This is a genomic window from Streptomyces sp. NBC_00057, assembly GCF_045041165.1.
In the GTDB taxonomy this organism is placed as follows: Bacteria; Actinomycetota; Actinomycetes; order Streptomycetales; family Streptomycetaceae; genus Streptomyces.
Genome location: NZ_CP108256.1, coordinates 7,467,099 through 7,486,667 on the forward strand (window position 1 = coordinate 7,467,099; position 19,569 = coordinate 7,486,667).

At 69.3% G+C, this 19,569-nt stretch carries 13 protein-coding genes and 2 pseudogenes; 10 read left to right on the forward strand and 5 right to left on the reverse strand.

What is annotated here, in order from left to right; genetic code table 11:
• Positions 1–202 precede the first annotated feature (202 nt).
• Positions 203–1,060 (reverse strand): IclR family transcriptional regulator, encoded by an 858-nt coding sequence (locus OG953_RS35225; RefSeq protein WP_405689269.1) that lies wholly within the window; start codon positions 1,058–1,060, stop codon positions 203–205.
• A gap of 290 nt (positions 1,061–1,350) precedes the next feature.
• Here OG953_RS35225 and OG953_RS35230 point away from each other — a divergent pair, with 290 nt between their 5' ends.
• The 6 genes from OG953_RS35230 to OG953_RS35255 all read left to right on the forward strand — a co-directional run bounded on the left by OG953_RS35230 (position 1,351) and on the right by OG953_RS35255 (position 8,893).
• Positions 1,351–2,721, forward strand: a complete 1,371-nt coding sequence (locus tag OG953_RS35230) for an aspartate aminotransferase family protein (RefSeq protein ID WP_405689271.1) — start codon at positions 1,351–1,353, stop codon at positions 2,719–2,721.
• Entirely contained in the window at positions 2,721–3,908 is a 1,188-nt protein-coding gene (locus tag OG953_RS35235) for a mandelate racemase/muconate lactonizing enzyme family protein (RefSeq protein WP_405689272.1), read from the forward strand. Before OG953_RS35230 ends, OG953_RS35235 begins: the two co-directional genes overlap by 1 nt.
• Positions 3,905–4,750, forward strand: a complete 846-nt coding sequence (locus OG953_RS35240; protein ID WP_405689273.1) for an amidohydrolase family protein — start codon at positions 3,905–3,907, stop codon at positions 4,748–4,750. The genes OG953_RS35235 and OG953_RS35240 overlap by 4 nt, the downstream gene beginning before the upstream one ends.
• A gap of 157 nt (positions 4,751–4,907) precedes the next feature.
• Complete coding sequence (locus tag OG953_RS35245) at positions 4,908–5,747, forward strand: SDR family NAD(P)-dependent oxidoreductase (protein WP_405689274.1); 840 nt, start codon at positions 4,908–4,910, stop codon at positions 5,745–5,747.
• 57 nt (positions 5,748–5,804) lie between these two features.
• Positions 5,805–7,964 carry a peptidase C14 gene (locus tag OG953_RS35250; protein WP_405689275.1) on the forward strand — a complete coding sequence of 720 codons (2,160 nt, stop codon included), beginning with the start codon at positions 5,805–5,807 and terminating at the stop codon, positions 7,962–7,964.
• Positions 7,961–8,893 (forward strand): GNAT family N-acetyltransferase, encoded by a 933-nt coding sequence (locus tag OG953_RS35255; protein ID WP_405689276.1) that lies wholly within the window; start codon positions 7,961–7,963, stop codon positions 8,891–8,893. The genes OG953_RS35250 and OG953_RS35255 overlap by 4 nt, the downstream gene beginning before the upstream one ends.
• Positions 8,894–8,937: 44 nt before the next feature.
• Here the strand turns inward: OG953_RS35255 and OG953_RS35260 are convergent.
• Positions 8,938–9,150 (reverse strand): annotated as a pseudogene (locus OG953_RS35260) (solute carrier family 23 protein); the annotation flags it as partial.
• A gap of 191 nt (positions 9,151–9,341) precedes the next feature.
• Between OG953_RS35260 and OG953_RS35265 the strand changes: the two are divergent.
• From OG953_RS35265 to OG953_RS35275, 3 genes and pseudogenes are all read left to right on the forward strand, one after another.
• The gene (locus OG953_RS35265; RefSeq protein ID WP_405692249.1) at positions 9,342–10,718 is read left to right on the forward strand and encodes a uracil-xanthine permease family protein; all 1,377 of its coding nucleotides are present in this window, start codon (positions 9,342–9,344) and stop codon (positions 10,716–10,718) included.
• Between the two features lie 687 nt (positions 10,719–11,405).
• Positions 11,406–11,591: pseudogene (locus OG953_RS35270) on the forward strand (SAM-dependent methyltransferase); the annotation flags it as partial.
• Positions 11,592–12,004: 413 nt separating this feature from the next.
• The gene (locus OG953_RS35275) at positions 12,005–16,372 is read left to right on the forward strand and encodes a S8 family serine peptidase (protein ID WP_405689277.1); all 4,368 of its coding nucleotides are present in this window, start codon (positions 12,005–12,007) and stop codon (positions 16,370–16,372) included.
• Positions 16,373–16,413: 41 nt separating this feature from the next.
• Here OG953_RS35275 and OG953_RS35280 read toward each other — a convergent pair whose 3' ends face one another.
• The 3 genes from OG953_RS35280 to OG953_RS35290 form a co-directional block, all read right to left on the reverse strand.
• Positions 16,414–16,578, reverse strand: coding sequence for a helix-turn-helix domain-containing protein (locus OG953_RS35280; RefSeq protein WP_405689278.1), 165 nt, complete (start codon positions 16,576–16,578; stop codon positions 16,414–16,416).
• Positions 16,572–16,754, reverse strand: a complete 183-nt coding sequence (locus OG953_RS35285) for a DnaB-like helicase N-terminal domain-containing protein (RefSeq protein ID WP_405692252.1) — start codon at positions 16,752–16,754, stop codon at positions 16,572–16,574. Before OG953_RS35285 ends, OG953_RS35280 begins: the two co-directional genes overlap by 7 nt.
• Before the next feature lie 231 nt (positions 16,755–16,985).
• Positions 16,986–18,218: an MFS transporter gene (locus OG953_RS35290; protein ID WP_405689280.1), complete on the reverse strand. Its 1,233-nt coding sequence runs from the start codon at positions 18,216–18,218 to the stop codon at positions 16,986–16,988.
• 146 nt (positions 18,219–18,364) lie between these two features.
• Between OG953_RS35290 and OG953_RS35295 the strand changes: the two genes are divergently transcribed.
• A complete protein-coding gene (locus OG953_RS35295) occupies positions 18,365–19,555 on the forward strand; it encodes an ROK family protein (protein ID WP_405689281.1) in 1,191 nt (396 codons plus the stop codon).
• Positions 19,556–19,569 lie beyond the last annotated feature (14 nt).

Sequence of the window (19,569 nt, forward strand, 5' to 3'; positions counted from 1 at the left end):
TTCGCCTTCCGAGAAGTGCCGAAAATGAGGGAGCGTTCCTGCGGTGGACTGCCATGAGGCGGATGGCTGAAAAGGGTCCGGTCGTCGGATGTTCACGACGCGGTGGGCAGGCGTCGGAAGCGGACCGGAAGGGGTAAATCGTCGGTGACGAGTGAGCGTCACCGCGGTTGGCAGGGAACCTACGGCGGGTTACGCCGATTGGTCAAGACCCGAATCCGTCGGAATGCGAGGTGTCGGTGTCGGATGTGTCGTCCTGCGCGTCGTCGACCCAGCCCAGCGAGACGCTGATGCGCCGCGCCGCGTCCCGTACCTGGCCGCCCAGTTCCTGGTAGCGCCAGGCCGGCAGACCGAGCTTGAGGCCGGTGATGGAGATGGCTCCGGCGCACGCCGAACGGTCGTCGAAGACCGGCGCGCCGATGCAGATGATGCCCTCGGCGTCCTCCTCGTCGTCCAGGGCGTAGCCGACCCGGGCGATGTCGCGCAGATGCGACAGGAAAGTGGCCGGGTCGGTGATCGTGCGGGACGTACGACGGGGAAGCCCGAACCGCTCGACGACCGCGGCGGCCTCGCTCTGCGGCACGGCGGAGAGGAGCGCCTTGCCCAGGCCCGTGCAGTGCGGCAGCTCACGCTGCCCCATCCGCAGATCGAGCCGGACGCGCTGGTCGAGCTCGACCTGGTCCACGACGACCGCATGGCCGTCCTCGGGTACGGCGAGCCTGGACGCCATGCCGGTGGTCCGGGTGAGCTCGCGCAGGACGGGGTGGGCGACTCCGCGCAGCGACACCTGGGAGCGGGCCCGGTCGCCGAGCCGGGCCAGGCTCATGCCGAGCCGGTAGCGGCGGTTCATGCCTTCGCCGTCGTCCGAGACGAGGCCGTAGGCACGCAAGGTCTGGAGCATGCCGAAGGCGGCGCTCTTGGAGATGGAGCAGGCCTGGCCGACCTCCGTGACGCTCAGGCCGTTCCCCTGTGCGGGGGCGGCGAGCGCTTCGAGGATGTCCGCTGCCCTGGCCACGCTCTTGACCCAGTACTTCGGTTCTTCTGAGGCAGCACTGTTCGTCATAGCAGAACAGCCTAGTGCCTCCAGGGGGTCGGATTGCGCTTTCTCTGTGAAGAAAGCCTGGGAACGGGCCTTCTGGTGTCCGGAAAGGGGTTGACCGACCCTGACGCCGCACGTAATATCCAGGCACTGTTCTGCTCTACAGAACAGCGTTCGGAAAAAGCGCAACGCACCACCCAAGCACCACGGATCACCCTCTTCCTGCGGCGACTGCCGGGCGGATGGCGCCAGGGACTCACAGGCCGGGCAGGGCCTGCGAATACCGACGACTCTCGACGCAAGGAGCAAGCGATATGAGTTCAGGCCCGGTAGGCAACGAATCCGGAGCCCGACTCGCCGAGCGCGCCCGCCAGGTCGTACCCGGCGGCGTGAACAGCGGTCAGCGCAGCGTTCCCGGACTGACCGACCTGGTCGTCACCGGAACCGACGGCGCACGGTTCCGTACCGCCGACGGACGCGAGTACACCGACTTCCACTCGGCGTTCGGCCCGCCCCTGCTCGGTCACAACGACCCCGACGTGGCCCGTGCCACCGCCGAGGCCGGCGCGACCCTCGGCCACATGGGTGTCGGCGTCACCGAGGGCGAGGTCCTCCTCGCCGAACAGCTCACCGAGCTGATCCCGTCGCTCGAGAAGGTGCTGCTCACCAGCACCGGCAGCGAGGCCACGTTCCACGCGCTGCGCGTCTCCCGCGCCGCCACCGGCCGCCGCCTGGTCGTCAAGTTCCAGGGCTGCTACCACGGCTGGCACGACGCGGTCAGCCTCAACGTCATCTCCGCCCCTTCGATGGTCGGCGGCCACGACCCGATCTCGACCGGCATCCTGCCCGAGGTCCTCGAAGCCACCCTCGTCCTGCCCTTCAACGACAGCGAAGCCGTCCGCCGCACCTTCGCCGAGCACGGCTCCGACATCGCCGCCGTCATCGTCGAACCCGTTCCGCACAACGTCGGCACGCTCCTGCCGTACCAGGAGTTCCTCACCACGCTGCGCGAGGAGACCACCAGGGCCGGCAGCGTCCTGATCTTCGACGAGGTCATCACCGGCTTCCGCCACGACATCGGCGGCTGGCAGAAGATCTCCGGCATCACCCCCGACCTCACCACCCTCGGCAAGGCCATCGCCAACGGCGCCCCCGTCGGCGCGATCGGCGGCCGTGCCGACCTGATGGACCTCTTCTCCACCCGCCCCGGCGCCCCCGCCTTCTTCGCCGGTACGTACAACGGCCACCCGTCCGTCGTCGCCGCCGCCCTCGCCACCCTGCGCAAGCTGCGTGAGGAGCCGGTCCACGAGCACGTCTTCCGGCTCGGCGACCGTGTCCGCAGCGAACTGACCGGACTGTACGAGCGCCTCGGCGTTCCCGCCGTCGTCACCGGTTACGGCTCCGTCTTCGTCAGCTACTTCATGGCGGGCGAGACCCCCCGTACCTACGCGGACCTGCTGAACAACGACGCCTCGCTGTTCGTCGGCTACCGTCGCAAGCTCCTCGACCACGGTCTGTTCGAGCTGCCGCTCAACCTCAAGCGCAGCCATATCAGCTACGCCCACACCGACGCCGACGTGGACCGTCTGATCGAGGGTACCGAGGCCGCGGTCAAGGCCGTTCTCGCCGACGGCGGCGCGCGCGACCTGGAGAACACCTCCACCATGGGCGGAGCGACCCGCTGATGCTCACTGTCAACCGCACCCGCCCCGCGGGCCCCGCCGGACGGATCACCCGGGTCGAGACCCTGATGCTCGGCACCTCCTGGCGCGACTTCGGTTATGTCCGGGTGCACACCGACGAGGGCCTGTCCGGCATCGGTGAGATCACCCACCCCTACCGGGTCAGCGAGGTCTGCGCCCTCACCGAGGCCCTCGCACAGCGTCATCTCATCGGCGCCGACCCCTTCGACATCGAGGAGCTCTGGCTCCGCGTCTACCAGGGCGACTTCCTGCGTGGCGGCGACATGGGCGGCATCGCCCTGTCCGGCCTCGACCAGGCGATGTACGACCTGATGGGCAAGGCGCTCGGCGTCCCCGCGTACCGGCTGACCGGCGGCGCCTGCCGGGACGACGTACGCGTGTACGCCAACGGCTGGTACACCGGCGAACGCGAGCCCGAGACCTTTGCCGCCAAGGCGAAGGAGACCGTGGCGAAGGGCTTCACCGCTCTCAAGTTCGACCCGTTCGGCCCCGGGCTGCACGAGCTGGAGCGCGCCGAACTGCGCCGCTCCATCGCTCTCGTCGCCGCCGTCCGCGAAGCCATCGGGCCGGACGTCGACCTGTTCATCGAGGGCCACGCCCGGTTCGCCATGCCGACCGCCGCCCGCCTCGTGCGGGAGCTGGAGCCCTTCGACATCGGCTGGTTCGAGGAGCCGATGCCCTGGACCCACATCGAGCGGTACGCGGAGCTGCGCCGGCGCGCGGCGTTCCCGATCTCCGGCGGCGAGCACTTCCACAACCGCTACGAGTACAAGCAGCTCTTCGCCACCGACGCGGTCGACATCATCCAGCCCGACCTCTCGATGGCCGGCGGCTTCACCGAGGTCAGGAAGCTCGCCGCGATCGCCGATACCCATGGCATGCTCGTGGCCCCGCACAACTCCAACTCGCCGCTCTGCACCACCGTCTCGGTGCACGCGACGCTCGGAATCCCCAACTTCAAGATCCTCGAAACTTTCGACGGACTCCTGGAGGACTACGTCTTCGACGCACTCAAGGGCACCCTCCCGATCGTCGACGGCCACATCGGCCTGCCGACCGCTCCGGGACTCGGTGTCGAGCTCGTCGACGAGGTCTTCGAGGAACACCCGCCCAGCCACCGCTTCTGGAACATGTTCGCGGACGGCTGGGAGAAGCGGAACCGGACATGATCGTCGACGTCCACTCACATCTCTTCCGGCACAGCCACGACTTCACCGACCCGTTCAAGTCCGACTCCGCCCGCGCCCACGCGGGCGAGGTCGACCTCACGGTGAAGTGGGAGGAGTACGCGGCAACGGCACCCGAGGGTACCCGCACGATCGTCGTCGGCGGCAAGGCGCGGCGCAGCGGCCTCTGGGTCGACGACGACGCCGTCGCCTCGTACGCCGGAGCGCACCCCGACCGGCTGATCGGCTACCTCTCCCTGGACCCCACCCAGCCCGGCTGGCAGGAAGAACTCCGCTACGGCCACCAGGAACTGGGACTGCGCGGCATCAAACTGATGCCGATGTACGCGGGCTTCGACCCGGCCGCCGAGGAGTACGACGAGCTGTACACCTACGCCGAACGGCACGGACTCCCGCTCCTGGTGCACACCGGCACCACCTTCGTGTCGAACGCGCCGCTGGAATGGGCGATGCCCCGGCACCTGGACGCAGTCGCCATCCGGCACCCCGAACTGCGGATGGTCCTCGCCCACCTCGGCCACCCCTTCGAGGGCGAGTGCATCGCGGTCATCCGCAAGCACCCGCATGTCTACGCCGACATCAGCGCCCTGCACTACCGGCCCTTCCAGCTCTGGCACAGCCTCCGGCTGGTTCAGGACTACGGGGTCTTCGACAAGCTGATGTTCGGCAGCGACTACCCGTTCACGACGGTCGACGACTCGGTGAAGGGGCTGCGGGAGATCGCGCGGATCCCCGGCATCCCCGGACTGCCGCCGCTGGATGCGGACGCGGTGGAGGAGATCATCCACCGGCCGTCGCTGGAGCTGCTCGGCCTGAACGGCTGACCGCGCTGTCCCCACAGATCTGCCGATACGCCGCACGGGGTGCCCCCCCCTGCTACCCGGGCGCCGTACCGGCAGCCGGGCCGCCGCGCTCCCACCCTGTGTCCCTGCGCGGCGGCCCACCCTTCTCCGTACCTCTCAGCCTGGAGGAACCCACGCCATGACCACAGCCGTCCCGCCCCGCGGCAGTGACCGCTTCGACCTGACCGGCCGCACCGCGGTCGTGACCGGAGCCGCCCGGGGCCTCGGCCGGTCCTTCGCCGTCGGGCTCGCCGAGGCGGGTGCCGATCTGGTCCTCGTCGACCTGCCCGGTGCCGAGGGCGTCACCGAGACCGCGGCGGCGGTCGGGGCACTCGGCCGCGGGTGCCGGACGTACGGACAGGACCTCGCGGACATCGACGCGCTGCCCGGCTTCGTCGATGCCGTACGCGCCGAGGCAGGACCGCTGCACATCCTGGTCAACAACGCGGGAACGGCGGCACTGGAACGCTTCAACGAGATCACCCCCGCAAGCTGGTCGCGCATCATGCGGGTCAATGTCGACGCAGTCTTCTTCCTCAGCCAGCGCATCGCCGAACACATGACGGCGGACTCCGTCGCCGGCCGCGTCATCACCATCACGTCGAAGAACGCCCTGGTGGCGGAGGCGGGCCTGGCCCACTACAACGCCTCCAAAGCCGCCGCCCAACTGCTCACCGAGACCCTGGCGGTCGAACTCGCCCCGCATGGCATCACCGCCAACACCCTTGCCCCCGGCATGGTCGAGACCCCCATCGACGGCGAATTCCCCTTCGACCGGGAGGCCTTCGAATCCGCGTACCACGAGCGCATCCCGCTCGGCAGGTACGCACAGCCCGACGAATGCGTGGGCGCACTGCTGCTGCTCGCCTCCGATGCCGGGGCGTACCTCACCGGGGCGCGCATCGTCGTCGACGGGGGAGTCCTCGCCGACCAGATGCCGCGCATGCGATTCATGCCGCCGTACCGCAACACGATCTGAGTGCGACCGACCGGTCTTCATCGAGCACGCATCGACAACGCGAGGAGTACCTCCGCCATGTCCGTCCATGCATCGTCCCCAGCCAAGTCCTCCGCTTCGTCCCGTCGTAGTCTGTTGCGGGCTTCGGGGCTGGCCGGTCTGGTCATGGCCGGTTCGGCCGTGGCTTCCGGCTCGGCGCAGGCCGCACCGTCGCACGCAGGCGATGTGCTGCGTGTCGACACGGTCGCCGAGCTGCGCGCGCTGAACACCGAGCCGCTCGACGACGGCACCCAGGTCCTGGTCGCCGGCTACCACGCCCCCGGCGACGGCGGCACGATGGCCGTGCGCTGGGACCGGAAGTCCGACGCCGCGCACAACGGCGGAACCGTCATCGCACCCACCGCCACCAAGACCGGCCGCTGGCTCCAGCTCCACACCGGAACCCTCGACTTCCGCACCTTCGGCCACTTCGACGCCGAAGAACCCGCCGACGCCGCCCTCGACGCGATGATCGCCGACAACAGCGTCCACCGCATCGAGGCCCACACCGACCTCCTCTTCACCAAACGCCACCTCTTCGACCGCTCCCACATCGAACTCGACTTCGGCGGCCACCGCATGCGCACCGAAGGCATCGAGAAGAACACCCACGACAACCCCTTCGGCGCCGTCCTCTCCTTCCGCGGCACCGTCACCGACACCACCGTCGCGCACGTGCTCTCCGGCAAGGTCATCGAGCTCACCGACACCTTCCCGGTTCCCGACGCCAGGGCGTTCGAGGTCGGCCAGTGGTGGGCCGTGCAGGTCGATCCGGTCGCGGGCGGCGGCGGTGACGAACGCGAGCTGCAGAAGCTGGTCGAGATCACCGAGATCATCGACGCGGACCACATCCGGATCGGCTACCTCAACGGCTGGGAACTCGCCGCGGGCCGCAACCTCACCTGGACCCGCATCGAGCCGGTCCACAACACCCACATCCGCAATCTGGTCTTCGAGGGCGCCGGCCCCGACGAGTACACAGGATCCCACCCCGTCAGCTTCGAGTACGCCGTCGGCTGCGACGTCTCCGGGATCCACGCCACAGGCTCCTTCTGGCCGGTCATCATGCGCCGCTGGTGCACCCGGTTCCGTACCGAGGAGTGCTCCCTGAAGAACCCGCCCACCGTCGAGTACGGCGGCGCGGGCTATCTCACGCAGCAGATCTACTGCCTGTACGGACGGGTCGCGGACTGCACGACCAGCAACGTCCGTCATCTCAACGACCTCACCGCCTCCGCCTACTGCACCGTCGTGAACTGCCACGGCGACGGCGACGACGCGGGCGGCAACCCCTTCACGACGCACGGGCAGTACGAGCACGATCTGCTCTTCGACGGCAACTCCGGACTGATGGACATAGCCAACTCCGGTTCGCAGTGGGGGATTTCCGCGAAGCGGATCACCGTACGCAGACACGTCTGCTCCTGGTTCACCGCCAACACCAAGATCACCGACCTGACCCTCGAAGACATCACGGTGATCGCGCGCCCCACCTTCGACCAGGCCGGCACCCTCACCGTCAACGCCGACGGAGCCCAGGTGCGCGGCTGCACCGCCAAGACCTTCGCCGTCGCCCAGCGCTCCGCCCGCTCCACCCGGCCGACCACCATCAGCGACTGCTCCTTCGAGCCGCCCGCGGGCGCTGTCCTCGTCCAGACTCCGGTCACCGCTCCCGTCCACTTCGTACGCTGTACCTTCAAGGGCGTCGACGGCGCGATCCTGCGCGGTGCGGGGCCCGTCCACTTCACCGACTGCACCGTCACCGGCGCCGAGAACGCGGCCCCGCTCTCGGTCGGATCGGCGGATCTACGGATCGACGGCGGTAGTTACGACAACACCGGCGTCGAACTCAGCGCCGTGCGCGACCAGCGGATCACCGTCACCGGCGGCACCCGCCTCACCGGCAGCAACAAGGCCAAGGTGCTTCTCGGCCGCGCAGTCGGCCCCGGGAAGGTGACCTGGGACATCAACGCGCTCAGCAGCGCCGCCTTGGGACCGGACACCGCCCATGTGCGCATCGCCGACGGCACGAACCACTACGCGGCGACCGGCAGCCGCTTCACCGGCGGCACGCTCCACCTCGCCCCGGACGCACTCGATTCGGCCCTGCACACCGCGTGCGTGGAGGACGGTACGAAGCGCAGCGTGATGCCCGCGAACAGCGACTCGGTGCGCACGGACGGGAACCTGACGCTGTGACCGCCGTCATCAGGACCGCGACGGCGGCCGACGATCCGGCCCTGGCCGCCCTGTGGCAGCGGTGCTTCGACGCCCCGCAGATCGCCGCCCTCCATGCCCTCGACCCGGACCGCCACCGTCATACGTTCGTCGCGCAGAACGGTCCGGGGGGTGGGATCGACGCGGTCGTCGTCTATGTACCGAGGCTGATCCGCGACGCACACGGCACCCCGCAGCGGGTCGGCGGCATCGGCAGCGTCGCCACCCGTCCCGAGGCCCGGGGGCAGGGGCTGGTGCGGCGGCTGCTGGTGGAGGCGGAGCGCACCATGATGGCCGAACAGTGCGCCTGGTCACTGCTGTTCACCGGGACGCCCGGGGTCTACCGGGGCTCGGGATGGCAGGAATTCGGCAGTGCGTACACCGAGGGGACGCTTGCGCCCCCGGCTGCCCCCGGGGCGTTCCGGGTCCGCGAGGCCACCGCGGAGGACGCCGTGGAGGTGGCCGCCCTGCACCATGCGTACAACGCGAACAGACCGCTCAGCTCGTTGCGGGCTCCGGAGGACTGGGCGGAGCGCGTGCCCGCCTGGTACGGCCCGGTCGACCGGTCGCTCGTGGCGGAGGACCCCGGGTCGGGGGCGCTCGTCGGCTGGATGGTGGCCCAGCACGAGAGGGAGTGCGTGGAGGTACGCGAATTCGCGGGCGTACCCGGGTGCCTGGGAGAGCTGTTCGCCGCCGTCGGCGAACGGGGCCGGGCCGCGGGGCTGAGTCGGGCCCGGGTCCGGATTCCCGACGGCCCCGGGGTCCGGGCAGCACTGCCGGTCCTGCTGGCGGACCCCCGGTCGGTGGACGAACACGTGGGCATGGCGCGCCCGCTGCACGCCACCGCCGACTCGGTGCGGGCCACGGTCACGGCGCCCGGCGCGGTCCACTGGTACGGCGACTGCTTCTGACTGGTACGGCGCGGTTGTTTCCAGGAGGCCGGGGCGCCGTCAGCAACAGGGAAGGCGAATACCGCACCAGTCACCACGGCGCTGCTGCCGCCGCTCGCCCGGATTGTCGCGGCGGCCCCGACGAAGGAGAGCGAACAGCCGAGGCAGCTGGGCACCTGGCCGCGCGTGGCCAGCAGGAAGATGGCCGTCGCGACACCCGACACCATGATCGCCAGGTTCGGGTCCAGGCCCATGAGCACCGGGGCGACGAACGTCGCAACCTGATTGCACCACGGGTGTACGAACGGGCCCTCGTACCATTATCGACGTGCAACCCCTCGTAGGTCCTCTACGAGCGGGACAGGTCACGCGGATGGCAGTCCGGGTGGGTTCGGCACGGGGTGGTGCGAATGGTTGACCGCTGATCTTGTACTTTCCATTCGGCAAGTACACGAATGGAGAGTGCTTAATGTCAGGTTTCGGGTGGAAGCTGCACGGGGATGGCCGGCATCTGAAACCAGGCGAGGTCGTCAAGCCCGACGAGCGGCTCACCTGGACCCGGACGGTCGGGTTGGGTGCGCAGCACGTCGTCTCGATGATCGGTGCCTGTTTCGTCGCCCCGGTGCTCATGGGGCTCAATCCGAGCCTTGGCCTCATGGCCTCGGGTGTCGCGACCCTGCTGTTCCTGGTCATCACGCGCGGACGAGTTCCGAGCTACCTGGGATCGTCGCTCTCCTTCGTGGGTGTCGCCGCTGTCATCGGAAGCCAGGGCGGTGGGCCGGCGGAACTCACCGGCGCCCTGTTCGTGGTGGGCCTCGCTCTGGCCGTGGTCGGTGTCGTGGTCCAGTTCCTGGGCGCGCGGGTCGTCCATGCGGTGTTGCCGCCGGTGGTCACTGGTGCCGTGGTCATGCTGATCGGCTTCAACCTCGCTCCGGTGGCTGCGGGGACCTACTGGCCGCAAGACCAGTGGACGGCGCTCGCCACGATGCTGTTCACCGGCCTCGCGCTCGTCGTCCTGCGCGGATTCTGGTCACGTATCGCCATTTTCCTGGGGCTGGTCTTCGGTTACGCGCTCTCCTGGATCCTTGACCTCACCCTGGGCAAGATCCACTCCGCCGATGCCAGCGGCAAGGTTGTGGACCACTGGCGTCTCGACCTGAGCTCGGTCAAGGACGCCGCCTGGATCGGCTTCCCTGACATGCACGCGCCCTCGTTCAGTGCGTCGGCGATCGTCGTCGCCCTCCCTGTCCTGATCGCTCTGGTGGCCGAGAACACCGGCCACATCAAGGCGGTCGGCGAGATGACCGGCGACCCCCTCGACGACAAGCTCGGCACTGCCATCGCCGCGGACGGCGCGGCCACCATGCTCTCCACGGTTGCCGGTGGCCCAGCCACGACCACTTACGCCGAGAACATCGGCGTCATGGCCGCCACCCGCGTCTACTCGACCGCCGCCTACATGTGCGCCGCGTTCTTCGCGCTCTTCTTCGGTCTGTGCCCGAAGTTCGGGGCGTTTGTGGCCGCCATCCCGGGCGGCGTGCTGGGCGGCATCACCGTCATCCTCTACGGCATGATCGGTCTGCTCGGCGCTCAGATCTGGGTCCGCAACAAGGTTGACTTCAGCCAGCCGCTCAACCTGATTCCGGCTGCAGCCGGCGTCATCGTCGGCATCGGCGACGTGTCGCTGAAGATCACCGACAACTTCGAGCTCAGCGGCATCGCCCTCGGCACCCTTCTGGTGCTCACCGGCTACCACTCCCTCCGTTGGCTCTCCAAAACAGCGGCCGCGCCGCAAGGAGCGCTGCTGGACGAGGGCACGACGAGGTACGACGACTCGGCGATGTAAGAAGGGGAACGCGCGCTGACTGAGACGTGCCGGGCGCGGGCGGCGCTGCTTCAGCCGCCGTTCGCGCCCGCCCCCCTGCTGGGCGAGGTGCGGGCGGATTCGGCGCAAACACCGCCGGTCAACCTGGAAGGAACTCCGCAACCGCTATTGCGGCGGCGGATGGTGGCCCGCCAGTGAGAACAGGGAGCTGCACGACCCCGAGAAGGCAGGAACGACCCGCTACCGGTATCGGGGCTCCGTTATCCCGACTCCCTGGCCTGTCACGGGATGAGAAAATCCAACACGCGGCTCACTACGGGACTTGTGGAGAGCCCGGTGCATTGAAAGGTGCCCGCCGGGTTCGGGAAGCGGTCCGGGGAAACGGACCGGTCGAAAGGCCGGAACCGCGCCCCGGACCGACTTTCACCGACCGGCCACACACGCGCTCGTAGCGTTCATCGACGAGCACCGGGACCGCTTCGGCGGCGTCGAGCCGATCTGCAGGACGCTCACCGAGCACGACTGCAGCATCGCCCCTTCCACCTACTACGCGGCGAAGAAGCGCCAGGCCGCCCCCTCGGCCCGGCGGGTCCGGGATGCCGGACTCAAGGGGCTGATCGGCGAGGTCTGCCACGCCAACTTCCGTGACCGCGACTTCGTCGCATCGGCGCCGAACCGCAGCTGGGTGGCCGACTTCACGCACGTGAAGACGCGGCAGTGGCGTTCTGGAACGAGCACGGCACCCCGAAGCTCACCCAGCGGACCCCTGCTGCCGTCGCGCGCTACTTCGACGGCCTGGAGCTACTCGAGCCCGGGGTGGTGTCGTGCTCCGCGTGCCGGCCGGAGACACCGACGCCGGACGTTGCGATGTACGCGGGCGTCGGCCGCAAGTGAGGGCGGGCGCGGGCGGTCTGTACGTCCGTACGCAAGGACCAGCGTGTCGAGCACCGGCCGCGTACACCAGCGGGAAAAGGATGTGCGCGTGACAGCGCGCCCGGACCGCGGTGATGTGGCCCCGGTGCGGTACGGGACCAGCCCCACATCCGAGATGGCTAGCCGCCGCCCACGACCTGCGCGAGCACCCGATTACCAGTCCACATCAGCCCCGTGACCAGCAACTTCAAGTTGAAACGTGCTCAATGATCGGCCGTGCTGCTGTAGCGCCAACAACAGGCGGGTTGATGCAGGCGGAATGCCGCCATGTCACAAATCCGCCGGGCCCGGCCCATTGCTGCGCACTGGTTCCGACTGCGAGATTCCGGGACGGGCTCGCGACCGAGCCGGGACACGTCACCAGAAGGAGCAGCGTGAGACGCAAGCGACCCCAACCGCTCACTACGATCGGCGCAGCGGTGTTGGCAGCTGCGGTCCTGATGATCGGCCAGCCGCCCATCGCCGCGGCAGCGACGGACAGTCCGGGGAGCGACGGACGGGGGACGAGCGTCCCGCGGGTGCCCGTTGCGGAGCCGTCGCCGGCGGCCGACGATCCGTATCAGCCGCCCACGGACGACAAGGGATTCCAGCCGCTGGACGCCACGGCGTCCGTCGGCAGAAGTTCGGAGAAGCTCGGCGTCCACGACACCCAGGTGCTGCAGCAGGCGCAGGCCACCAAGACCAAGACCGTCACGGTGATGCTGCTCGCCAAGTCAAGCAACACCAAGGAGGTAACGGCGGCCGTCGCCAAGGCCGGCGGCGCCGTAGGCAAGGTCCGGCCCGAGATCGGCTACGTGCGGGCCACTGTCCCGACCGGCAAGGTCCAGAGCCTGGCCGCGCTCCCGGTGGTGAAGGCCATCGATCTGGACAAGACGTTCCGTGTGCCGAGCCCGGAGCTGGGCAACGCCGTCAGCCCGGCCGGAGCCGAGGCGAGGGCTGCTCATCCGGCGGCGCCGAACGCGACCACGCCGGCCGACAATCCGTATATGCCGGTCAACGACATCGGTGCCGTCGATTTCGTTGCGGCGCACCAGAAGTGGGACGGGCGCGGGATCACTGTCGGAGTGCTCGACACCGGCGTCGACCTCGATCATCCGGCCCTGCAGAAAACCAGCGACGGGCGGCCGAAGGTGGTCGACTGGGTGACGGCCACCGATCCGGTGACGGACGGCGATGGAACCTGGGTGCAGATGAGCAAGGCAGTGACTGGTCCCCGGTTCGACTACGCCGGGGCCGCATGGACGGCCCCGGAGGGATCATTCCAACTCGGCCTGTTCTACGAGATGAGCACCACCCACAGCGATTTCGGTGGCGATCTCAACAACAATGGCACCACCACCGATAGGTTCGGCGCGCTGTACGACCCGCAGACCCACCAGGTGTGGGTGGATGCCGACGGCGACCACGACTTCACCGATGCGCCGGCGATGCTGCCGTACGGCCAGCAGCGGCAGATCGGCCATTTCGGTACCGAAGATCCGCGAACCGCTGTCACCGAGCGGATTCCGTTCGTCGTGGACTACCGCGACAACGTCGACCTGTCGCCGCTGGGCGGCAGTTCCGTCGGCAAGGTGGCGAACTACGTGAACATCGGGTTGCCGTCGGGGTCGCACGCCACCCATGTCGCGGGAATCACCGCCGGCACGTCGTTGTTCGGCGGCGCGATGCACGGTGTGGCTCCCGGCGCGCAGATCGTCTCGTCCCGGGCCTGCACCTGGGGCGGCGGTTGCACAGAGGCGGCGCTCACCGAAGGCATGATCGACCTGGTTGTCAATCGCGGCGTCGATGTGGTGAACCTGTCGATCGGCGGGTTGCCGGCGCTCAACGACGGATCCGACGTGATCTCCCAGCTGTACAACAAGCTGACCGGCCACTTCGGCGTGCAGATCGTGGTGGCGGCCGGTAACGAGGGCGCGGGCACCAACACCGTCGGCTCCCCGGCGGTCTCCTCGTCGGTGCTGGCCGTTGCAGCCTCGGTGAGCAAGGAAACCTGGTGGGCCAACTACGGTTCCGCGGTCGATGCACCGCAGGGACTGTTCGGGTTCTCCTCCCACGGCCCGTCCGAGGACGGTGCGCTCGCACCCGCGGTCAGCGCCCCGGGGTCGGCGATTTCCTCGATCCCCGGCTGGTTGGAAGGTGAGGCCGTGCCGGAAGCGCGCTACTCACTGCCGGTCGGCTACGGCATGGCGAACGGAACCTCTATGGCAGCACCCCAGGTGGCCGGAGCCGCTGCCCTGTTGCTGTCGGCGGCGAAGTCCCGGAACGTCGAATCCGGCCCAACGGCGCTGCGCGCCGTGCTGACAGGAACGGCGACACACATCGACGGAGTGCCGACCACCGCCCAGGGCGCCGGACTGGTCGACGTCCCGGCCGCCTGGAAGCAGCTCTCGAAGGGCGTGCGGGTCAACAACTATGACGTCTCCGCTCCGGTGTGCACGGCGCTGTCGGGCAATCTGGCCACGCCGAACAGCGGCGCCGGGATCTACAACCGGTGCCTGCCCGGGTCGGGTGGGCAGCCGGTCGCGACCGGCAAGTCCTACCGGGTGACGGTGACCAGGACCAGCGGAGAGGCCGGAAGCACCAGGAGCCGGATCGGCTGGATCGGCAACGACGGCACGTTCCGGGCGCCGAAGACCCTCTCGTCGCGGCGCGGCGCCTCGAACACCGTGACGGTGACCGCCACTCCGGCGACGACCGGTGTGCACAGCGCGATCATGACGATCGACGATCCGACGACGGCCGGCATCGACCGGTTCGTAGCGGTTACCGTGCTGGCGGCGGATCCGTTGCGCGGCCCGACATATCAGGTCAGCAGGACCGGAACCCTTGGTCGCGCCCAAGCGACGTCGTTCCTGGTTGCGGTGCCGCAGGGCGTCGAAGCCCTGCAGCTGAACCTTGGCGGACTGGCCAAGGGCAGCCAGATGCGAGTCCTGCCCATCGGTCCCGACGGGATCCCGGCAGACTCCAACGCCAGCAATCACTGCTACACCGGATACAGCGATCCGGCCGGATGCGATCCGCGATCCAGGGCCGTGCTGCGGCCGAAGGCGGGCATCTGGGAGTTCGTCGTGGAAGCCCGACGCACCTCCAAGACCGCCGAGAACCCCTTCGCCGCATCGATTTCGTTGCAGGGAATGTCGTTTGCGCCGGACGTGACGACCTTGCCGTCGGCCACCGTGCACCAGAAGGCGTCGGTCGAGTTCACCGGGACGAACACCTGGGGCACGGCGAAGCTCAAGGCCACCGACGGTGAGCTCGGGTTCGTCCGGAACCTGTTCTCCACCGTCGCGAACGGACAGCTCACGGCGAATCGGGTCGACGTGCCGCGGCAGTCGACGCGATTGGACGTGACGTTGACCCCACGCTCCGGCGATGCCGATCTCGACATGTACATCGTCGGAGCCCGCGGCATCGCAGCCACCAGCATGAACATCGGCCCGGGCGTGGAGCGCATCGTCCTGGACGATCCGGCACCTGGCACCTACTACGTGGTGGTGACCGGCGCCAACGTCCCGTCCGGCCCGGTTACCTTCGACTATCACGAGGAGATGTTCTCCCGCGGCATCGGGACCATCACGGCACAGTCCGACAAGGCGTTCCGGCTCAAGCCGGGACAGTCGATGCCGGTGGGCGCCGACATCGACCTGAGCGCGGTCACCCGGACGAGTGAGCCGGTGATCGGCCGGGTCCGAGTGGCCAACACGGACGGCACCATCGTCGGCGCAGCGAAGGTCAGGATCAACAGAGTCGTCGCGCCGAAGCTGGCGGCGGTGAAATGGGAAAAGCCTTTTGTCGGTGCCAAACTCACCAACAGCGGCGTTGTCGCAGGCGATCGACAGTTCAACGCCAACATGACGCCGACAACCTGGACCAAGGAGGCCGGGTTCACCGACCTGGCCCTGGGGACGGCGAAGAACGGCTCGGCGCTGGACATGAATGAGCGCCAGGAAGCGGCCGGGATGCTCTCTTACGGTGGTGGGGGAGGCACCCGTCCGGCCGCGTGGGCGGCCGACGGCAGTGTGACGGACCTCGGGCTGCCGGATTGGCGGGAAAGGGCCTACGGCAGCGGGTTCGCCACCGGCATCAGCGACAGCGGGACCGTCGTCGGGTTCGCGAGCCTTCAGTACCGGGAGAACGGACAGGGACACACCTACGTGGACCCGTTCAGTTGGACCAGAAACGGCGGATACGCGAAGCTGGCCCACCTGTCGGACAACACCACGGAGACCCAGCCGAGAGCGATCAACGCCCAAGGCACTGCGGTCGGGTCGTCGCTCAACGCTGAGGGTCAATCGCGAGCCGTCACCTGGCAGACCTCAACCGGGAAGATCACCGATCTCGGCACCCTTCCCGGGCAGTTCAACTCGGTTGCCCTGGGCGTCAACGAGGTCGGCTCGGTGGTCGGCGCCAGCGGAGACGACGCGTTCGTCTGGACGCCGGCAGCCGGAATGAAACGCTTGCCCGACTACGGGTTCAACGCCAAGGCGGAGAAGATCACCACCGACGGCTGGATCCTCGGCACCGTGGAACTGCAGCCCGACTTCGAGGTTTCGGCGCTGTGGGATCCGCAGGGCCGGCTCTGGGATCTGTCGGCGATGATCCCCGGGGACGGTTGGTTCCTGCCGACCTACAGCTTCGGCATCAACGAAAACCACGATCTGATGGTCTACGGCGAAGGCGGGCCCACCGGATCCTCGTCGAGCACTGTCCTGCTGCACATACCGGATCAGATCTCCGAATAGCTCTTGCGTACCGACCGCGACCGTGGCCGGCCTGAGGCGACTCAGAGCCGGCCACGGTCGCGTGCGTACCAGCCGAGCAGAATCCGGGAGTCGGTGCCCGCCAGATTCATCAGATGCCGCACCCGGCGTTGCACGGTCCGCAGGCTGACGCCGAGCCGAGCCGCCACCGCCGCGTCGGTGTGCCCGGCGAGCAGCAAGGTCAGCACCTTCCGATCCATCGGATCGCCCGGGTCGTCCACCGACGCCGGATGCGGCTCGAGCCGCCGACCCGGTGCCGCTGGACCATCGCGGCGTAGATCGCCTTGTGCGCGGGACGGGAGAAGTGTTCCGGGCGCAGCCAGGACGAGAGCCGGTCGAGCTGGCCGGGGAAGACCGCGCCCAGAACGGCCTGCTCGGCACGGACGAGCGGAGTGACGACCGCGCCTTGCGCTCGGCTGCGCCCTGGTCCCGAATCTCGGCGACCGTGCGGTCGGCCGCGGCCAGGTCGGCGGCGAAGCGGTCCAGCTCACCGGTGAAGACGGGGTCCGAGGCCAACATGACTCGTGCGCAAAGCATCGTCACTCCGAACAGGCAGGCGTTCCTCGACCGGCCGGTGCCCCGTGCAGCCGTCGGCTCAGGGGCCCGGCTCGGCCGCCGCCGCGCTCGGAGCGGCGGCGGCCGAGGACGACACGGCCCTGCGGTCGCCCGCCCGCAGCACCCCGGCCCCCAGCACCAGGCCGAACGCCAGCACCGTCACCAGGCCGAACGACACGACCAGCGAGGTCGCTTCGGCCAGCGAGCCGATCGCGGACGGGGCGATGAGCCCGGAGGTGTACGTGATGGTGGCGACGCCCGCGATCGCCTGGCTCGGGTTCGGGCCACTGCGTCCGGCCGCCGCGAAGGCGAGCGGGACGACCACGGCGACACCGAGGCCGAGGAGCCCGAAACCGCACATCGCCAGTACCGCGTTCGGTGACGCGACCACGAGCAGTCCGCCGACCGTCGCGAGGACACCGCCGACCCGTACGGTCCTGACCGCCCCGAAGCGGTCGACGACCTTGTCACCGGCGATCCGGGCGACCGCCATCGTCAGCGCGAACGCCGTCGTGGACGCCGCGGCGAGCCCGGCGGAGGTGTCCATGATGTCCCGGAGGTAGACCGCCGACCAGTCCAGACTGGCGCCCTCCGCGAACACCGCGCAGAAGCCCACCGCGCCGATGATCAGCGCCGACTTCGGCGGCAACGTGAAGCGCGGCGGCGGCTCCTCGTCCGGCTCGCTGCGCAGATCCAGTACGCCCTGACAGACGATCAGCCCGAGTGCCGTGAGCACCAGAGCGGCGATCGTGTGGTGCAGCCGGGCGTCGGAGCCCAGATGCGCGGCCACCGTGCCCGCCGCCGAACCGACCAGGGCGCCCACGCTCCACATTCCGTGCAGCCCGGACATGATCGACTTGTCGAGGCGGTTCTCCACCTCGACACCGAGGGCGTTCATCGCCACATCCGACATGCCGGCCGATGCCCCGTACACGAAGAGCGCGGCGCACAGCGTCAGCAGGTTGGGTGCCAGCGCGGGCAGGATCAGCGCCAGCGTCCACAGGGCGAGCAGTCCGCGCAGCGCGGTCCTGGCGCCGAAGCGATGACTGATCGCACCGGCCAACGGCATGGCGAGGGACGCACCGATCGCCGGGAAGGCCAGGGCGAGGCCGAGCTGCCCGGCGCTGACCCCCGCGTGGTCCTGGATCCAGGGCACCCGGGTGGCGAAGCTGCCGGTCACCGCGCCGTGCACGGCGAAGACCGCGGCGACGGCGAACCTGGCCCGCCTCACCTGCTCCATGCCGAAGGCCGTCTCTGTGGAATCCGGTCTCATACCGCCGCGCCCTCCCCTGGGAATCCTCTGTCACCGGCGCCCCCGGCGCCCGTCTCCGCAGTGCGGGCCGTAAAATATCAGGAACCCTGCCTGATAAATAGTCCATCCTTTCATCCCGTGCGGCAGTGATCTGGAAGGATCCCGGCATGCCCGCATCACCGAGCACTGCCCGGGCCATCAATGACCGGCTCGCCCTGCGACTGCTGCAGCAGGACGGCCCGCTGACGGCCACGCAGTTGAAGACCCTGACCGGTCTCTCCCGCCCCACCGTCGCCGACCTCGTCGAACGGCTGCAGGGGGCCGGTCTGATCCGGGTGGTCGGTGAGGCCGGCTCCGAGCGCCGCGGCCCCAACGCCCGGCTGTACGGGATCGCCGCCGACCGCGCCCACCTTGCCGCGCTCGACATACGCACCGGCAGTGTCGCCGTGGTCGTCGCCGATCTCCTCGGCGCCACGCTCGCTGAGGCCACTCTGCCCATCGGCAGCGACACCGACACCGAGGCCGCCGCCGAACAGGCCGCCGCGCTGCTGGAACGCACCGCGAGGGAGGCGGGTGCCGCCCCGCTGCACAGCGTCGGCATCGGCGCGCCCGGTCTGATCGACCCGGTCACCGGCGAACTGCGCGACACCACCGGGCTGCCCGCCTGGCACCGACGACTGGTAAGGGTGCTGCAGCAGCGGCTGCCCGCCACCGTGCTGGTCGAGAACGAGACCAATCTCGCCGCCGTCGCCGAGCAGCGCATCGGCGCGGTCCGTGACCGTGACACCTTCGTGTTCTTCTGGCTCGGCCACGGCGTCGGCGCCGCCGTCATGCTGGACGGGAAGCTCCGCCGCGGCGCCTCGGGAGGCGCGGGCGAGATCGGCTTCCTGCCGGTGCCCGGCACGATCGGCACCCCGTCGGCCGTCAACTGCGACGGCGGGTTCCACTCGCTGGTGGGCTCCGCCCCGGTCTGCGAACTGGCCGCCGCCCACGGCATATACGTGCCCCCGGGCGCGGCCGAAGGGGACAAGGAGCCGGGCGCCGCATTCGCCGTACGGGCCGCGCTTGCGGGGGAGGGGGAGAGCGAGGGTTTCCTGGACGCCCTCACCGAACGTCTCGCGCTCGGCGCTGCCGCCATCGCCTCCGTCCTCGACCCGGGCTGTGTGCTGCTCGCGGGCGAGGTCGGCCACGCGGGCGGTGACGCGCTCGCGGCACGGGTCGAGGAGCGGCTGGCCACGATGTCCCCGCTTCGCACCGAGGTCAGGGCCGGCCGTCTCGGCGGCGCCGCGGTGCTCCGCGGCGCGCTGCTCGCCGCCCGGGAGGCGGCTCAGGACGAGCTGTTCACTCCGGCCGGCTGAACCGCTCGGCGAGA